This is a genomic window from Nocardia aegles (assembly GCF_052545135.1).
The window spans coordinates 239,465-255,750 of record NZ_JBQWRI010000001.1; the positions used below are offsets into that span (position 1 = coordinate 239,465).

At 70.3% G+C, this 16,286-nt stretch carries 17 protein-coding genes; 11 read left to right on the plus strand and 6 right to left on the minus strand.

The features are described 5' to 3' along the window. Positions 1 to 81: 81 nt before the first annotated feature. The 4 genes from ACT89H_RS01120 to ACT89H_RS01135 all read left to right on the plus strand — a co-directional run bounded on the left by ACT89H_RS01120 (position 82) and on the right by ACT89H_RS01135 (position 5,269). Positions 82 to 1,143 carry a methionine synthase gene (locus ACT89H_RS01120; RefSeq protein ID WP_445107319.1) on the plus strand — a complete coding sequence of 354 codons (1,062 nt, stop codon included), beginning with the start codon at positions 82 to 84 and terminating at the stop codon, positions 1,141 to 1,143. Between the two features lie 204 nt (positions 1,144 to 1,347). Beyond that, positions 1,348 to 3,462 carry an NAD-dependent DNA ligase LigA gene (gene ligA / locus ACT89H_RS01125; protein WP_445106582.1) on the plus strand — a complete coding sequence of 705 codons (2,115 nt, stop codon included), beginning with the start codon at positions 1,348 to 1,350 and terminating at the stop codon, positions 3,460 to 3,462. A gap of 68 nt (positions 3,463 to 3,530) precedes the next feature. Next, the gene (locus tag ACT89H_RS01130; RefSeq protein WP_445106583.1) at positions 3,531 to 4,226 is read left to right on the plus strand and encodes an SDR family NAD(P)-dependent oxidoreductase; all 696 of its coding nucleotides are present in this window, start codon (positions 3,531 to 3,533) and stop codon (positions 4,224 to 4,226) included. Continuing rightward, a complete protein-coding gene (locus ACT89H_RS01135; RefSeq protein WP_445106584.1) occupies positions 4,223 to 5,269 on the plus strand; it encodes an S-adenosylmethionine:tRNA ribosyltransferase-isomerase in 1,047 nt (348 codons plus the stop codon). Before ACT89H_RS01130 ends, ACT89H_RS01135 begins: the two co-directional genes overlap by 4 nt. Here ACT89H_RS01135 and ACT89H_RS01140 read toward each other — a convergent pair. Then, the gene (locus ACT89H_RS01140; RefSeq protein ID WP_445106585.1) at positions 5,256 to 5,609 is read right to left on the minus strand and encodes a hypothetical protein; all 354 of its coding nucleotides are present in this window, start codon (positions 5,607 to 5,609) and stop codon (positions 5,256 to 5,258) included. The genes ACT89H_RS01135 and ACT89H_RS01140 overlap by 14 nt on opposite strands. 109 nt (positions 5,610 to 5,718) lie before the next feature. Then, complete coding sequence (locus tag ACT89H_RS01145; RefSeq protein ID WP_445106586.1) at positions 5,719 to 6,084, minus strand: Uma2 family endonuclease; 366 nt, start codon at positions 6,082 to 6,084, stop codon at positions 5,719 to 5,721. A gap of 162 nt (positions 6,085 to 6,246) precedes the next feature. Between ACT89H_RS01145 and ACT89H_RS01150 the strand changes: the two genes are divergently transcribed. From ACT89H_RS01150 to ACT89H_RS01160, 3 genes are all read left to right on the plus strand, one after another. Next, positions 6,247 to 7,491 (plus strand): AAA family ATPase, encoded by a 1,245-nt coding sequence (locus ACT89H_RS01150; protein ID WP_445106587.1) that lies wholly within the window; start codon positions 6,247 to 6,249, stop codon positions 7,489 to 7,491. A gap of 21 nt (positions 7,492 to 7,512) precedes the next feature. Continuing rightward, positions 7,513 to 7,836, plus strand: a complete 324-nt coding sequence (locus tag ACT89H_RS01155) for a hypothetical protein (protein ID WP_445106588.1) — start codon at positions 7,513 to 7,515, stop codon at positions 7,834 to 7,836. Positions 7,837 to 7,930: 94 nt separating this feature from the next. After that, entirely contained in the window at positions 7,931 to 8,455 is a 525-nt protein-coding gene (locus ACT89H_RS01160; protein WP_445106589.1) for a GNAT family N-acetyltransferase, read from the plus strand. 111 nt (positions 8,456 to 8,566) lie between these two features. Here the strand turns inward: ACT89H_RS01160 and ACT89H_RS01165 are convergent, their stop codons facing one another. Continuing rightward, complete coding sequence (locus ACT89H_RS01165; protein ID WP_445106590.1) at positions 8,567 to 9,217, minus strand: ACT domain-containing protein; 651 nt, start codon at positions 9,215 to 9,217, stop codon at positions 8,567 to 8,569. A 312-nt stretch (positions 9,218 to 9,529) separates the two neighbouring features. Between ACT89H_RS01165 and gatC the strand changes: the two genes are divergently transcribed. Further along, a complete protein-coding gene (gene gatC, locus ACT89H_RS01170) occupies positions 9,530 to 9,829 on the plus strand; it encodes an Asp-tRNA(Asn)/Glu-tRNA(Gln) amidotransferase subunit GatC (protein WP_067797657.1) in 300 nt (99 codons plus the stop codon). Then, on the plus strand, positions 9,826 to 11,352 hold the full coding sequence (gene gatA / locus ACT89H_RS01175; protein ID WP_445106591.1) for an Asp-tRNA(Asn)/Glu-tRNA(Gln) amidotransferase subunit GatA: 1,527 nt from the start codon (positions 9,826 to 9,828) through the stop codon (positions 11,350 to 11,352). Before gatC ends, gatA begins: the two co-directional genes overlap by 4 nt. Positions 11,353 to 11,464: 112 nt before the next feature. Here the strand turns inward: gatA and ACT89H_RS01180 are convergent, their stop codons facing one another. The 3 genes from ACT89H_RS01180 to ACT89H_RS01190 are packed head-to-tail and all read right to left on the minus strand — an operon-like array spanning position 11,465 to position 14,133. Further along, entirely contained in the window at positions 11,465 to 11,911 is a 447-nt protein-coding gene (locus tag ACT89H_RS01180) for an SRPBCC family protein (RefSeq protein ID WP_445106592.1), read from the minus strand. Between the two features lie 54 nt (positions 11,912 to 11,965). Next, a complete protein-coding gene (locus ACT89H_RS01185) occupies positions 11,966 to 13,342 on the minus strand; it encodes an alpha/beta-hydrolase family protein (RefSeq protein WP_445106593.1) in 1,377 nt (458 codons plus the stop codon). After that, positions 13,339 to 14,133 carry a hypothetical protein gene (locus ACT89H_RS01190; protein ID WP_445106594.1) on the minus strand — a complete coding sequence of 265 codons (795 nt, stop codon included), beginning with the start codon at positions 14,131 to 14,133 and terminating at the stop codon, positions 13,339 to 13,341. Before ACT89H_RS01190 ends, ACT89H_RS01185 begins: the two co-directional genes overlap by 4 nt. Before the next feature lie 167 nt (positions 14,134 to 14,300). Between ACT89H_RS01190 and ACT89H_RS01195 the strand changes: the two genes are divergently transcribed. Beyond that, a complete protein-coding gene (locus ACT89H_RS01195) occupies positions 14,301 to 15,527 on the plus strand; it encodes a sensor histidine kinase (protein WP_445106595.1) in 1,227 nt (408 codons plus the stop codon). An 87-nt stretch (positions 15,528 to 15,614) separates the two neighbouring features. After that, positions 15,615 to 16,280, plus strand: a complete 666-nt coding sequence (locus ACT89H_RS01200; RefSeq protein WP_039799687.1) for a response regulator — start codon at positions 15,615 to 15,617, stop codon at positions 16,278 to 16,280. Positions 16,281 to 16,286: the final 6 nt, after the last annotated feature.

Genomic DNA, 16,286 nt, shown 5'->3' on the forward strand with positions numbered 1-16,286 from the left:
CGCTGGGCGCGGCGCGGTCGCGTAACGGCGGAATCGAACGGACGGAGTACGACGACGGTGGACGAGACCGGCACGGCTGACGTGACACGAGACAGTGGGACGGGTACGGCGACCGAGCCGGTGCGCTTTCCGGGCGGCATCGCGACGGGCGTCGGCTCCTGGCCGGGCACCGATCCGCGTGAGGCCGCGGCGACCATCGTCGGCGAACTCGGTGAGCTGCCGCACCTGGTCGAGTTGCCGGGGCGCGGCGCGGGCGCGGACCTGATCGGCCGGGCCTCCGCCCTGCTGGTCGACCTGCGCTTCGACACGACACCGAGGGGGTACCGGCTCGCCCAGCGACCGGGCGCGGTCTCGCGCCGGGCCCACGATCTGCTGCGCACCGATCTGGACGCGCTGGAGGAAGCGTGGGAGAACGCCGGCTTGTCCGGCGGCGAACGGCTGGTCAAGGTGCAGGCGGCGGGCCCGCTGACCTTGGCCGCGCAGGTCGAACTGCCCGGCGGGCACCGTGTGCTCACCGATTCCGGTGCGGTGCGCGATCTTTCGGACTCCCTGGCCGAGGGGCTGGCGCAGCACGTCGCTGAGGTGGGCAAGCGGCTCGGCGCGCGCGTCGTCCTGCAACTGGACGAACCGTCGCTGACCGCGGTGCTGGAAGGCTCGCTGCGCGGTGTGAGCGTGCTGAACACGGTGCGCGCGGTGCCCGAGCCGGAAGCCCTCGCGCTGTTGGACACGGTGATCGCCGCTCAGTCCGCGCCGGTGCTGGTGCACAGCTGCGCGGAGCCGCCCGCGCTGGGTCTGCTGCGTCGCAGCACCGCCGCCGCGATCGGCTTCGACCTGAGCACGATCGGCACCAGGCAACTCGACGAAGTCGGGGAGACCGTCGAAGCGGGCAAACAGTTGGTGCTCGGTGTGGTTCCGACCGACGTGCCCGCGACCCCCGTCACCTGGCGCGATCTGGCCGAGCCCGGTGTCCGGCTGGTCGATCGGCTCGGCTTCGGCCGCCGCACGCTGGCGCACCGGGTGGCGGTCAGTCCGGCGTGCGGTCTGGCGGGCGTCTCGGTGGAGTGGAGTCGGCGCGCACTGCGCTTGGCCGCGGAGATCGCGCGCGCGTATGCGGAAGAGCCGGAGGAGCTTTCCTTCGACTGACGGATCGCGCTGTCATGACACCTCCCGAACTCGATCGGCCCGGTGTGGGTGCCGCACCGTCGGGACGGGCATGCGGCGCCGCGACGCCGCCGCAACGCCTGTGCTCGCACCGCGAAACGGACCGGCGGAATTCGTGTCCGCCAGGGCGGCGACGTGCGCGAACACGGCGGCTCCCGGTCGGGGGCCTGCGCTAATGTGCGATGGGTGAGTGACAGCGAGATCGCGGCGGCCCCGGCGACGCCAGAGCAGCGGGTGGAGTGGCAGCAACTCGCGGACGAGGTGCGTGAGCACCAGTTCCGCTACTACGTCCGCGACGCGCCGATCATCTCCGACGGGGAGTTCGACGCGCTGGTGCGGCGGTTGCAAGCCATGGAGGACGAACATCCGGACCTGCGCACGCCGGATTCGCCGACCCAGCTCGTCGGCGGTGGGTTCGCGACCGATTTCACCGCCGTCGACCACCTCGAGCGGATGCTGTCGCTGGACAACGTGTTCGACATCGACGAGCTACGCGCCTGGGCCGCCCGGGTCGAGGCCGAGACCGGACCGGACCTGCACTATCTGTGCGAGGTCAAGATCGATGGTGTCGCGCTCAACCTGGTGTACGAGAACGGCAGGCTGATCCGCGGCGCCACCCGAGGCGACGGACGTACCGGCGAAGACGTGACGCTCAACGCGCGCACCATCGACGACATCCCCGGCGAGCTGGCCTCCAGCGCGGAGTTCCCGATCCCGCGACTGCTGGAGGTCCGCGGCGAGGTGTACTTCCGGCTGGCGGATTTCGAGACGCTCAACGCCGCCATCGTGGCCGAGGGCAAGCCGCCCTACGCCAATCCGCGCAACACGGCGGCCGGTTCGCTGCGGCAGAAAGATCCGTCGGTCACCGCACGGCGCAGGCTGCGCATGATCTGTCACGGCTTCGGCCGGATCGAGGGCTACACGCCGACCTCGCAGTACGAGGCGTACCGCGCGCTCGCCGCGTGGGGTCTGCCGGTGTCGGAGCACACCAGGCGGGTGCAGGGCATCGACGCGGTGATCGAGCGGGTCGCGTATTGGGGTGAGCACCGGCACGACATCGAGCACGAGATCGACGGCCAGGTGATCAAGGTCGACGAGACGGCGCTGCAACGCCGCCTCGGCTCCACCTCGCGCGCGCCGCGCTGGGCGATCGCCTACAAGTACCCGCCCGAGGAGGCGACGACAAAACTGCTGAACATCCAGGTCAACGTCGGCCGCACGGGCCGGGTGACGCCGTTCGCGGTGATGGAGCCGGTGTCCGTCGCGGGGTCCACGGTCGCGATGGCCACTCTGCACAATGCGGCCGAGGTCAAACGCAAAGGCGTGCTGATCGGAGACACGGTCACCATCCGCAAGGCGGGCGACGTGATCCCGGAGGTGCTGGGGCCGGTGGTGGACGCGCGTCCCGAGGACGCGCGCGAATTCGTCATGCCGACGCACTGCCCTGAATGCGGCACCGAACTGCGCCCGGAGAAGGAGGGCGATGCCGACATCCGCTGCCCGAACCAGCAGTTCTGTCCGGCCCAGTTGCGCGAGCGCGTCTATCACGTGGCGAGTCGCGGCGCCTTCGACATCGAGGCACTGGGTTACGAAGGTGCGATCGATCTACTGAAGTCCGGCGCCATCACCGACGAAGGTGACCTGTTCGACTTGGACGAGGCGGCGCTGCTCACCACATCCCTCTACGCCAACAAGAACGGCAGCCTTTCCGCCAACGGCAAGCGACTGCTGGAGAACCTGGCCGCGGCCAAGGATCGGCCACTGTGGCGGGTGCTGGTCGGCCTGTCCATCCGGCACGTCGGCCCCACCGCGGCACGGGCGCTGGCCGCCGAGTTCGGCAGCTTGGACCGCATCGAAGCGGCGTCGGTCGAGGAGTTGGCCGCCGCGGACGGCGTCGGCCCGACCATCGCCGCCGCGGTGGCGGAGTGGTTCACCGTCGAGTGGCACCGCGCCGTGGTGGCGAAGTGGCGTGCCGCGGGTGTGCGGATGGAGGACGAACGCGACGAGTCCATCGAGCGCAATCTGGCGGGCCTGTCCATCGTGGTGACGGGCTCGCTGCAGGGCTTCACCCGCGACGGCGCCAAAGAGGCGATCCTGATGCGCGGCGGCAAGGCGGCCGGTTCGGTCTCGAAGAAAACCGCGTTCGTGGTGGTCGGTGACGCGCCCGGATCCAAGGCCGCCAAGGCGGAGGAACTCGGTGTGCCGATTCTCGACGAGGAGGGGTTCCAGCGGCTGCTCGCCGGCGGTCCCGAGGCGGTCACCCCGGAAACGGCCGCGGAGGACGCCGAAGCCGAGGAGTGATCGGCGCTTGACCTGAAGATACGTTGAGGTATGAGGATCGACGGGTAGGCGACTACCAGGAGGTCATCATGTCTCGTCCTACCGCACTGATCACCGGCGCATCGGCCGGATTCGGCGCGGCGCTCGCGCGGGCGCTGATCGAACAGGGGTGGCGGGTGCTGGGGACCGGGCGTCGTGCCGACCGGTTGCGGCGCGTGGCCGACGAACTCGGGCCGTCGTTCCTGGCGGTTCCCGGCGACGTCACCGACCCGGCCGATCGAGCGCGGCTGGCGGATGCCGCTCGCGGCGCGGGGGAACTCGCCCTGGTGGTGAACAACGCCAGCCGTCTCGGACCGAGTCCGCTGCCGCGCCTCGCGGATTATCCACTCGACGAATTCGAGCGCGTCCTGCGCACGAATGTCGTTGCGCCACTGGCGATTACGCGGATCACACTACCTCTGCTGCGGCCCGACGGCGCCCTGGTGAACATCAGCTCCGACGCCGCGGTGGAGCCCTATCCCACGTGGGGTGGATACGGTTCGTCGAAGGCGGCGCTCGATCAGCTCACGGCGATTCTCGGTGCGGAACATCCGGACGTTTCCATCTATGCCTTCGATCCCGGCGACATGCGCACCGAGATGCATCAGGCCGCGTTTCCCGGCGTAGACATCTCCGACCGGCCCGAGCCCGCGACGGTGGTGCCCGCACTGCTGCGGTTGCTCGCCGAAAAGCCGACGAACGGGCGTTATGCCGCAGCGGATTTCATGGCCGGGCGTGCGTCATGACGGTGCCGACCGAACTGCCGTCTTTCGATCTGACTCCCGAACGCAACGCCACCGTCCCGCCCGAGGCGCGGGGGCTTGCGCGCGACGACGTCCGCCTGCTCGTCGCCGGCGACGGACTCACGCACGCCCGATTCCGGGAACTACCCGACCGCCTGCGCCCGGGCGACCTACTGGTGGTGAACAACTCGGCGACCATGCCGTCGGCGGTCGATGCCACGATGGACGGCGAGCCGGTCGTGGTGCACTTCTCCACCTGGCTGGACGACGGACGCTGGGTGGTGGAAGTCCGGACCACCGAGCGGACTCCCTATCCGGCCGAGCGGCTCTCGGCCGGGACCGTGCTGCGATCGCCGGGTGCGGCGGTGACACTGCGCGTGCCCTGGCTCCCCGGCGGACGCCGTCTCTGGAGTGCGGACGTCACCGGTGACGTGTTCCGGCTGCTCGCCGTGCACGGCCGCCCGATCACGTATTCCTATGTGCCGCAGCGGTGGTCGACCAGTTATTACACGACGGTCTTCGGGCGGGTGCCGGGCAGCGCGGAAATGCCCAGCGCGGCACGACCGTTCACCGAGCGTCTGGTGCTGGATCTGATCGTCGCGGGCGTCGCTCTCGCGCCGATCACCCTGCACACCGGCGTCTCTTCGCCCGAGGCCGGGGAACCGCCGAGCCCGGAGCGGTTGGTCGTGCCCGCCGCGACCGCGCGGCTGGTGAACGACACGAAAGCCGCCGGTGGGCGAGTCGTCGCGGTCGGCACGACGGTGACCCGGGCGCTGGAGACCGCCGCCGACCATTCGGGCCTGGTCCACGCATCGCGCGGCTGGACCGACCTGGTGCTCGGCGCTCAGCGACCGGCCCGTGTGGTGGACGGTCTGATCACCGGTTGGCACGCGCCCGGCGCGTCACACCTGGATCTCCTGGTCGCGGTGGCGGGGGAGGAAACCGTCGCCGCCGCGTACGCCGTGGCGGTGGACACCGGCTATCTGTGGCACGAGTTCGGCGACAGCGCGCTGCTGTTCGGGCGCGACCCGCTCAGCGGACCGTGACCGTGCTGCCCAGTTGGCCCGCGATGTCGAACCGCCCGCAGCGGCCGTCGCTCAAGTCGAGTTTCTGGGTGATGATCTTGCCACGGCGATTCTTGAACGTCGCCTCGGCGGACACGTCGGCGCTCGCCGTCGAGCACACCTTCGACACCACGCCGGGCGGGTCGTAACTGACCGTCCCGCCGCCCTGGCAGGTATTCGTGCTGTTGGCCAGGAACACGCGTGCGGTGCCCTCCGGACAGGGCGCGTCCGCCACCGCCTCCGGCGCCACGGTCAGCGAGCCCAGCGCGAGCGCGGCGGCGACGGAGCCTCCGGCCACAACGCGACGAACCGTCGAACCCATCATTACCCTCATCCCATCGAACAACTTCGGCAGTACGCCGCGGTAGGACCGTAGCGTGCAGGCATGCTAACCCGCTATCACACCTGCTGTCCTGATGACGGTCGTCTGGCTACTGGGACAACAGCAGATCGTCCACGGCAATGGTGGTGTCCGCGTAGCGGACGGGAATGTGGTCACCGGGCCGGTACCTGGTCCGGGTGCGATAACCCTCCGACGTCGGCTCGGTGTGTTCGTAGATCACGTCTTTGGTGACGACCCAATAAGTCGGGTATCCGGCGCGGCTGTACAGATCCGCCTTGCGGTTGAGATCCTGCACCAACGTTTCGTCCGAAACCTCCACTACCAGAAGGACATCGCAAGCCGACCACACCGACAACCCGCTGCCGATCAGGTCGATGGGCTCGGCGCCTGAGCGAAGTGCCCAGCAATCGGGATCGGGCAATGACTCACCGGTCGGCAGTGTCGCATTGGTCACCTCCACACCGATCCGTGGCAGCCGACCGACGATCCGGCCGACTGTGAGCCGCCGGGCGCGCAGCTATCGGTCGCAGACCTGTTCGCCCAGGTAGCGCAGGCGGATCGCGGACGCCACCGGCCTGATGTCGCCCACCCGTCGCGCAGACGGGAGTATGGCGGCATGCTGCGCACTTTTCAGGTGACCAATCACAGATCGTTGGCCGACGAGCAGGAGTTGCGGCTCACCAAGGGAAGCGGGCCGGTGGCGGTGCCGGTGACCGCCGTGCACGGCGGCGCCGCTGCGGGCAAGACGAACCTGATCGATGCGCTCGGGCAGATGCGCGACGCGGTGCTGCACTCGGTGACGGGCTGGGACCCGTACGCGGGCCCGGTGCGGGCGCCGCATCTCGGATTCCTAGACCGGCCTTCGGAGTTCGTGGCGGCGTTCGTCGCCGAAGGCGTGCCGTACACCTACGGGTTCCGGCTGGACCATGCCGACGTCATGGCGGAGTGGCTGCACACCCATCCACGGTCGCGCAAGCGAATCGTGTTCGAGCGCAACGGGGAACAGATCAAGATCGGTCCGATGTTCGAGGCGGCGCGCTACGGGATCACCGCGCTGGCTGCCTTGGTCCGCCCGAATGCCCTGCTGCTCGGTCTCGCCGGTCAGATGTACTCCGAGGCGCTGGTGCCCGCCTACCGCTGGTTCGAGTCCATGCTCGAGGTGCAGCGCGGTCCCGCCGAACCCGAGGCCATCGCCCATCGGCTGGGTGGTCACCTCTCCAGATCTCCGGACAACGCGGCGCGGCTGCTGATGCTGCTGCGCACGGCCGAGCTCGGCATCACCGACCTGCTCGTCGCCGAACACGACCCGATGTACGCCGACTATCTGCGCGATCTGGACGCCGATATCGCCGCTATCGGGAAGCAGATCGACCTGTGCGCCTCCTCGCCCGGCTATGCCGACCAGTTGCTGCTCGACAACGGCCTGACTCCGGTGCTGCTCGAACGGGAGCTGACCAATCTGACGGCCGCACGCGACGCCTTGTACACGCGCATGGTGGCCCGCCGCGGCGTCGGCCTGAGCCTGGTGCACGACGGCATCGACGCCCCGTTCGGGATCGACGACGAATCCTCCGCCACGCTGTCGCTGCTCCGGGTCCTTCCCGCGCTGCTCGACGCGCTCGACGCGGGCCGGGTGCTGGCCGTCGACGATATCGGCGCGTGCCTGCCCGCGGAGCAGACCGATCGGCTGATCCAGCTGTTCCAGAATCCGGAGACGAATGTCCGCGGGGCGCAGTTGATCTTCACCACCGACAATCGGATGCTGATCGATCGGTGCAACGGGCGTTCCCAGCGCACCCGCACGTCGGTCTGGCAGGTCCGGCGCACCGCTCGGGGCACCAGTGAACTCACGCCGATGTGAAGCCGTACCTAGCATGGGGACATGCTGCAGTTCGTCGCGCTGGTAACCCTGACCGCGGTGCTGGTGACGCTGATCGTGTTCGCGCTCCGCGGCAGGCGGGGCTACCGCCTGGCGAACCCGGAGGAGGGCACGCTGTACATCACCGGTGTGAGCCCGCCTCCGGACGCTCCCGGCGAGCAGTACGTGACGATCACCGGAAAACTGACCGGTCCTTCGGTCCCCGGCAAGATCGTGTACGGCCGTTTGACGTGGGACACCAGTTCCTGGCCGTCGATCGGCGATCTGCTCACCGTCGTCTATCCGGCGGGTAAGCCCGACCGCTGGCAGATTTCTCGTCCCGGCTGAGCGGTCGCTGCCGGTCACGGGAGGCCTCTTCCGCTGGGGCGCTGCGAGCCCGTGCGACGTAGCCCACACTATGGTCGATGGCATCATGCCGGGTATGGATGAGCGGGACGCGGGTGTCGTCGTCCGGGCGGCGCGGCCCGAGGAGTACGCGGCGATCGGCGAGTTGACGGTGGAGGTCTACGTCGGCGAAGGCTACGTGGAGACGGGCAGCTGGTACGCGGGCGAGCTGGCCGACACCGCCCGCCGCGCCGCGTCGGCTCGGATCCTGGTCGCCGCGCACGCGGGCCGCGTCGTCGGCTCGCTCACGGTCGCCCCGGCAGGCAATCCGTACGCGGAGATCGCGCTGCCGGGTGAACTCGAGTTCCGCATGCTCGCCGTCGCGAAGGCCGCGCGCGGACTCGGCGCGGGAACGGCGTTGGTGCGCAGCGTGATCGACCTCGCCCACGCGGAAGGTTGCGCGGCGGTCGCCCTCACCACCATGTCGGCCATGGTCGACGCCCGGCGGATCTACGACCGCTTCGGCTTCCGCCCCGTGCCGAGCCGGGACTGGCGTACCACCGCGGGGGAGCTGCTGCACGTACTCCGGCTACCGCTGTCCCCTTCCGGCGATTCCGCCTAGGTTTCCGCCCTTCGCGGATGCGGCCTTCGACCGCAGCCGTAATGGGTTCGCGTCGAGCGCTCGCGTCTCTGTGATCATCTGCGGCGCGGAACTTCCAGCGCCCCTGCGGAATCAGCCGAGGACGGTGGCGACGATCCCGGCGAGGTAGCCGAGCCGGGCCACCTCGGAGGGCCGGAAGTCGGGGCCGCCCGGCCGGCCGAGCAGCAGCACCTTGCCGGTGTTGCCGAGCGGAGCGGCGGCGAGTTTGGTGTCCATGTCGCGCCAGATCTCCGGCACCCAGTCGGCTTCGGGGTCGAGCACCGTCGGCTTCTCCAGCGGCATCCACGGTGCCGAACCGGCCTGTGTCTGTGGCGCACTCGGGCTGCCCACCACCCGGTGGGCCCCGTGCGGCCCGATATCGATGATCGTGCTCCAGCCGACCCGCAGCACCCGGGGCACACCGTCCACCAGCACTTGCATCCGGTCGTCGCGAGCGCTGGCCACCTGATCGATGAGCTCGAGCTCGCGGTGGGTGTCGAGCACGCCGGTGTAGGGGCGGATCGAGTCCACGTGTACGTCGCCGATCGATTCGGCGGCGGTGATCAGAGTGTCGGGCAGTGCGCCGGAGGGCACTTCGACGACCAGATCGTCGACGGCGTAGCCCGCGCCGCGCTCGACCACGTCCAGTGAGAGGATGTCGGCGCCGACGGAGCCGAGTGCGAGGGCGAGCGCACCGAGGCTTCCCGGTCGATCCGGAAGTTGCACGCGGAGCAGATACGACACGTGCGTTTCCTTTCTTAGGGCGGCCGAGGCTCTCAACGGATACCCGGGTGACGCAATATTTACACCCCTTACCGCCGGTTATCGAGTCGAATGCCGTCCAGTGACACACGCCACTCGGAAAATTCGTACGAATGCGGCGTGTCGGGCTGGTCGGTCGGTCGTGTCGCGGGCCGGAGGGGTTGTCGGGGCCCGCTGCGCGACGGTTCCTCCGCCGCGCCGGCGAACCCCGGGTGCCGGGTGGTGGGCCGATCAACTCCCATTAGGCTGTGTGGGTTGAGCGCTGTTGATAACGAAGCCGAAAGGGGTCCCGCGGTGCCCGCCATCTCCCGCGACGAGGTCGCACACCTCGCCCGGCTGTCCCGGCTCGCGCTGTCCGACGCGGAACTGGATCAGTTCGCCGGACAGCTGGATTCGATCCTGAGCCATGTGCGGACCATTTCCGAGGTAGCCGCCGCCGACGTCCCGGCTACGGCGTCGCCGAACCCGGCGACCAATGTCACCCGTCCCGACGAGGTGGTGCCGGGCCTGACCCCGCGGGAGGCGCTGTCGGGCGCGCCTGCCGTGGACGAGCAGCGGTTCATGGTGCCGCAGATTCTGGGGGAGGGCGAATGAACGCGGCATCGCATCGCGATTCCACGGGGGGCGGTGGCCGGGAGACGGGTGGGCGCGACCTGACCACCTTGTCGGCGGCCGAGCTGGCCGACAAGATCCACGGCCGCGAGCTGTCCTCGGTCGAGGTCACCCAGGCGCACCTGGACCGGATCGCCGCGGTCGACGGCGAGTACCACGCCTTCCTGCATGTCGCGGGGGAGCGGGCGCTGGAGGCCGCGGCAGCGGTGGACGCCGCGATCGCCTCGGGCGCCGAGCCGGCCTCGCCGCTGGCCGGAGTTCCCTTGGCGCTCAAGGACGTGTTCACCACCACGGACATGCCGACCACCTGTGCGTCGAAGATCCTCGAGGGCTGGGTGTCGCCGTACGACGCGACGCTCACCACGCGGTTGCGTGCGGCGGGCATCCCGATCCTCGGCAAAACCAATATGGACGAGTTCGCGATGGGCTCCTCCACCGAGAACTCCGCCTACGGCCCGACCCGCAACCCGTGGGACACCACCCGTGTCCCCGGCGGTTCGGGCGGCGGCTCCGCGGCGGCGCTGGCCTCGCACCAGGCGCCGCTGGCCATCGGCACCGACACCGGCGGGTCGATCCGCCAGCCCGCGGCCGTCACCGCCACCGTCGGCACCAAGCCCACCTACGGCACGGTGTCGCGTTTCGGCCTCGTCGCGTGCGCGTCGTCGCTGGACCAGGGCGGTCCATGCGGTCGCACCGTGCTGGACACCGCCCTGCTGCACGAGGTGATCGCCGGATACGACCCGCGCGACTCCACCTCGCGCGACGTCCCGGTGCCGCCGGTGGTGGCCGCCGCGCGCGCCGGGGCGCAGGGCGACCTGCGCGGCGTCAAGATCGGCGTGGTGAAGGAACTGCACTCCGACAGCTACCAGCCCGGCGTGCTCGCCTCCTTCGACGCCGCCGTGGCGGTGCTGAGGGATCTCGGCGCCGAGGTGGTCGAAGTGTCCTGCCCGCACTTCGAATACGCGCTGTCGTCCTACTACTTGGTGATGCCGTCGGAGGTGTCGTCCAACCTCGCGCGGTTCGACGCCATGCGTTACGGCTTGCGCGTCGCCGACGACGGGCAGCACAGCGCCGAGCAGGTCATGGCGGCCACGCGCGCGGCCGGGTTCGGCCCCGAGGTCAAGCGGCGCATCATGATCGGTACCTACGCGCTGTCGGCGGGCTACTACGACGCCTACTACGGCCAGGCGCTGAAGGTGCGCACGCTCATCGCCCGCGATTTCGACAAGGCCTACGAGCAGGTCGACGTGCTCGTCTCGCCGACCAGCCCGTTCACGCCGTGGAAGCTGGGCGAGAAGGTCGACGATCCACTCGCCATGTACCTGTCGGACCTGTGCACCCTGCCGACCAACCTGGCCGGTCATCCCGCGATGTCGGTCCCCTCCGGTCTGAGCAAGGACGACGGCATGCCCGTCGGCCTCCAGATCATGGCCCCCGCCCTCGCCGACGATCGCCTCTACCGGGTGGGCGCGGCCTACGAGGCCGCCCGCGGTCCCATCGCCTGAGTTCCGCGCAGAGCCGCTCGGTTTCCCGTATCCGCGGTGCCGAGCGGCTGCGCGAGTGATCAGCCATCGAACCGCGCTCTCCGGTCGGTTCGGCGCCGGAGTGTCGCCGCCCTCAGGAAGCGCGCAGCGATTCGGCCTGCTTGCGGATGCCGTCGGTCATGCCCTCGAAACCCCGGCGCAAGTTCTCGCCGAGCGACATGACGACCACGGGATGCAGCCAGCCGCCGAGCTCGAAGTGCGATTCGTAGCGCGCGCGGTCGTCCGGGAGCGGCGTCACGGTGTGCGAGCGCAGGCTGTGCAGCGCACCCAGGGGCACGGGCTTCATCGAGTAGCTCAGCTCGCGGCCCGGGGTGTGGGAGCGAATCCATTCCCGCTGCCTGCGCGGCTGTGAACCGGAGACCTGGACGAGCATGTCGATCGGCTCGCCGGGCACCAGCGAACTGCGGCACTCCGTGACGAAGGGATTCCACTCGCCGTAGCGCGGGAAATCGGTGATCACCTGCCACACCAGGCCGGCGGGGGCGTCGATGTCGGCGTCGAGGTCGATGACGAAGGCCATGACGGAATTAGAACATGTTCTATGAAGGGTGTCGTGGGCGCCATGCCGAGCGGCTCAGCACGAACCCATCGCCGTCCCCTGATCCTGGCCGTAACGGTGGCCGTGGCCCGGCGGAGCGTGCAGGGCGGCGAGCAGGTCGGCGGTGGTCTGCGCGAAGCTGATCACCGGAAGCCACTGCGGAACCGGAGCGTCGACGCGGGCGCCTGCCAGGTCGGGCGCGCGCCACAGTTGGGAAAGCGACCAGTGGACCACCGGATCGGAGCTGTTGGCCAGTACCGTCGCGCCGCCGCGGTGGACCTGGTCGGCCGGTGGGCCCGCCCATAGGACAGCGCAGGTCCGGTCGTCCTGCTCGGCGTCATCGGCGAAGACGGCGTTGCCGCCGAGGGCGCCCAGACTCTGCCCGTACAGGTACAGCTTCGGCTTGTGCGCCAGGCTTTGGGTGTGGCGCTCGACGGCGGTGAACAAGGCGCGTGCGGCCGTCACCGCCGCGTCCCGGCCGAACACGAACGTCGCCCAGCTCGGGAGATAGGAGTATTGCAGCCCGACCAGCGCCACATCACCGTCGAAGCGCCGATCGAACCCCGCCACGGCGTTCGCGTCGATCCAGCCCGATCCGGTGGGCACCGTGACGACCAGGTGCGAGCGCGCGAAGCCGCCCGACCGCTCCAGTTCCCGGATCGCCAGCTCGACGCGGCTGTCCAGGTCGGGTGCGGAGGCCACCCCGACATAGACCCGCACGGCGCGCACCGACGCGTCGCTGACGAACTTGCGCCCTTCGGCGCCCAGCGACGTCCAGCTCACCGCCGACTCGGGGCTCCCCGACTCCGCATGCGAAATAGGCCGCACCAGAGCAGGATCCAGCTCGGCATCGGCCCGCGCGTACGCCGCCTCCCGCCATCCGGCCATCGCGGGCACCCCGACGAGATACAGCAGCACCGCCGCGACAGCGGCCAGCGAGGCGCCCCGCGCCCAGCCCAGCTTCCGCCACGCCCAGGCGATCGAGCGGGTGGCCGCCGCGAACAGTCCGATGATCAGCGCCGCGCCCAGCGCGCACCGCATCCAGTAATCTGCGCCGATCGGTGGTGTGCCCATCGCGGCGCGCAGCCGGTTCTGCCAGTGTCCCGCGTTCGCCGCGGCTCCCGCCACCAACACCGATGTCGCGATCAGCAGAGGCAGCCGCAGCCACGCATGGTGCCGATCGACATCGACACCCCGGCGTCGCAGGAGGATTCGCAGCGTTCCGGCCACGCCGAGCGTCAGCGCCGCGAGAAGCCCGGTCAGCACGGCTTGCGCGCCCGGGGTGCGCGGGAGCAGGCCAGGGGCCAACGACGCCAGTGTGCCGACCCCGATGCCGAGTGTCGTGCCGATGCGTGGCGGTCGCACACGGAACCGGGGAAGGCGGTTCGGCCACCCCGCGACGAACGCCGTCATCGCCACACCGTCGCCGCTGCGGGGGCAGGTGGCAGGCAAGCCGCGGGTGCCGAGCCACGTCGCCGGTTGCGGACGACGAAAACCGCGCCCAGGCCGGTGATTCCGGCGGCGAGCACGCCCAGCAGCGTCCAACTCGACCCGCGATCGGACTCGGCGGCGCTGAACAGGGGCTCGACCACCGGCGCACCGTAGTCCTGCCGCCGCGAGTTCAGATCGACGGCGGTGTTGGCGATCGACGCCATCGCGTCGCAGCGAGCCCGGGAGAACGAGTCCGCGCGGGCGGTGCAGGCCTGGTGCATCTGCCGGTCCAGCGTCGCGTCGAGGGCTTGGCGCGCCCACGGGCCCAGCGGTTCGCCGCGCTGGTCGGCGTAGCGCAGCAGGTCGTAGCCGAGGTCATGAGCCTTGCACGCGGTATCGAACTCGGCGGGCAGCGTCACCGGGGACGAGCAGTCCCCGTCCGGATCGACCAGCAGACCGTCCACCGTGCTCGGCCGGTAGCCGAACGACGCCGTGAAGTCCGCCGGGATCGCGGTGAACGCGCCGGGGCCACCCGCGGCCAGTTCGGCCACGGCGGCGCTGGCCTGCGGGCTCTCGATCGGCGCGGCCGTCGCGGCGGCCTGCGGGGCGGGGGAGAGGAAGACCGTCGCCGCCATGGTGGTCACCGCGGTCGCGGTGAGCGCGGCGTAGCGCCGCGTCTGCGCGGTGACGGAAGAGGCTGCGGCGGAATGATTTCGGGCTCCGGCGGCCGATGCGAACCGGGTCTGGCGCCCGGCGCTGGTCGGTGTGCTCATGGCGACGACGTTAGGGACCGGCTTTCCGCGTCCGCCTCACGCCCGGGGGCGTTTCGCGTGCCGTGCCGCCGGGGCAGCCGCCGCGCCGGCTCACCCCGGGGTATCGGGGCGGAAATCACCCGTGGGTATGAGGCCGCCGTGAACGGGGAGTTCCTAGTGTCGTAGGCATGAACCGAGAAAGTCGCGGCTGGATGCGACGGCTGGACGCGCGGACCTGGTTCGACCTCGGCACGGTGCTGGTCGCGCTGATCTGGTATTCGGTGGCCTGGCCGACCCTGCATCTGACCCACGCGGTGCCCGCCGCGGCGCAGCCGTTCATTGCGGCGCTCGCCGCCTTCCCGGTGCTGCTGGTACGGATCAACCCGGCGTTGGGTTGGGCTATCTCGGCGGGCTCCGCGCTGGTGATCGCGCTGGCGATCCCGCATCAGCCGAACAACGAGCTGCCGTTCCAGGTGGTCCACGTGCTGTGTCTGCTGGTGCTGCTGTTCGCCGTGGCGTTGCGCGCCCCGGGGCAGATCGTGGCGGTGGCCTGGGCGGCGACGGCCCTGCTGTTCGGGACCACCATGCCCGGCGAAGGCGATGCGTTCGCGAACGCCGCGTGGGGCTGGCCGATCGCGCTGGCCGCGCTGGTGCTGTTCGGCCTGCTCATCCGCTGGCTGGCGCTGTCGCGGCGGCAGCTGGTGCGTCAGGAGGAGGAGAACGAACTCGAGCGGGCCCGCCGGGCCATCCTGGAGGAGAAGGCGCGCATCGCCCGGGATCTGCACGATGTCGTGGCGCACCACATGTCCTTGGTGGTGGTGCAGGCGCAGACCGCGCCGTACCGGGTCGAGGGCGTCACCCCGGCCGCGCGCGCCGAGTTCGAGTCCATCGGCGCCACGGCGCGCGAAGCGCTCAACGAGATCCGCGGCATGCTGGGTGTGCTGCGCAGCGACGGCCAGTTGCCCGAGCACGCGCCCCAGCCGAAGGCGGCCGACGTGATCGGGCTGTTCGAAGGCGCGCGCCGCGCGGGCGTCCACATCGAGTGGACCGTCGACGGTGCGCTGGACGCGATCCCGGAGACCATCGGCCTCGCCCTGTTCCGCGTCGTCCAGGAATCACTGTCCAACGCCTCCCGGCACGCCCCGGGCGCGCCGGTCCAGGTGCGTATCGCGCGCGGCGCGGATCTGCTCCTCGATGTCGAGAACGGGCCGGGGGCCACGCCCGCCCGGACAGTCGGCAACGGCGGCCACGGCATCGCCGGTATGCAGGCGCGAGCGTTGGCCGTCGGCGGCGAGGTGACAGCGGAGCCGCGCGCGGACGGCGGATACGGAGTTCACGCGCGCTTCCCGCTCACCGTGCCGGAAGCCGCCGCAGCTGTCGGTGCTGCCGCAGGACACGGCGAACCGGGACGTTGAGTGCCGCTCCGCAGCCGGACGACGAAGCCGTATCCGCGCTCGGTGCCGGCACAGCGCGCTGTCGTACGAGGCAATTAGGGTGAGCGGGTGGCAATTACGGTGTTGATCGCCGACGACCAGGCGATGGTCCGTCAGGGGTTCGGGGCGCTGCTGGCCGCGCAGCCGGATATCAGCGTGGTGGGCGACGCGGCGGACGGGAAAGTCGCGGTGGCCGAGGCGAAACGGCTGCGCCCGGATGTCGTGCTGATGGATGTGCGCATGCCGGAGATGAACGGGCTGGACGCGGCGCGCGCCATCCTGGCGGCCGGGTTCGACCCGCCGGTGCGCGTGCTGATGCTCACCACCTTCGACATCGACGATTACGTCTACGAGGCGCTGAGTCTAGGCGCCAGCGGGTTCCTGCTCAAGGACGCGCCCGCCGAGGAACTGGTCCGCGCGGTGCGCGTGGTCGCCGACGGTCAGGCGCTGCTCGCACCGACGGTCACCCGCAGACTCATCGCCGACGTCACCCGCCGCCGCAGCGCGGCCCGCGCCAAGCCGTCGCCGCAGCTGTCCGCGCTGACTCCCCGCGAGCGGGAAGTGCTGGAACTGATCGCCAAAGGCATGTCGAACTCCGAGATCGCCGAAACCCTCTTCGTCGCCGAGCAGACCGTGAAAACCCATGTCTCCAAGGTGTTCTCGAAGCTGAATCTGCGCGACCGGGCGCAAGCGGTGGTGCTGGCCTACGAAACCGGACTGGTCACTCCGGGCTGAGCTGGA

Coding starts and splice junctions, on each gene's coding strand:
- ACT89H_RS01130 (WP_445106583.1), top strand. CDS start 3,531: ATGTCTCGTCCTACCGCACTGATCACCGGCGCATCGGCCGGATTCGGC.
- ACT89H_RS01135 (WP_445106584.1), top strand. CDS start 4,223: ATGACGGTGCCGACCGAACTGCCGTCTTTCGATCTGACTCCCGAACGC.
- ACT89H_RS01140 (WP_445106585.1), bottom strand. CDS start 5,609: ATGGGTTCGACGGTTCGTCGCGTTGTGGCCGGAGGCTCCGTCGCCGCC.
- ACT89H_RS01150 (WP_445106587.1), top strand. CDS start 6,247: ATGCTGCGCACTTTTCAGGTGACCAATCACAGATCGTTGGCCGACGAG.
- ACT89H_RS01155 (WP_445106588.1), top strand. CDS start 7,513: ATGCTGCAGTTCGTCGCGCTGGTAACCCTGACCGCGGTGCTGGTGACG.
- ACT89H_RS01160 (WP_445106589.1), top strand. CDS start 7,931: ATGGATGAGCGGGACGCGGGTGTCGTCGTCCGGGCGGCGCGGCCCGAG.
- gatA (WP_445106591.1), top strand. CDS start 9,826: ATGAACGCGGCATCGCATCGCGATTCCACGGGGGGCGGTGGCCGGGAG.
- ACT89H_RS01180 (WP_445106592.1), bottom strand. CDS start 11,911: ATGGCCTTCGTCATCGACCTCGACGCCGACATCGACGCCCCCGCCGGC.
- ACT89H_RS01185 (WP_445106593.1), bottom strand. CDS start 13,342: ATGACGGCGTTCGTCGCGGGGTGGCCGAACCGCCTTCCCCGGTTCCGT.
- ACT89H_RS01190 (WP_445106594.1), bottom strand. CDS start 14,133: ATGAGCACACCGACCAGCGCCGGGCGCCAGACCCGGTTCGCATCGGCC.
- ACT89H_RS01195 (WP_445106595.1), top strand. CDS start 14,301: ATGAACCGAGAAAGTCGCGGCTGGATGCGACGGCTGGACGCGCGGACC.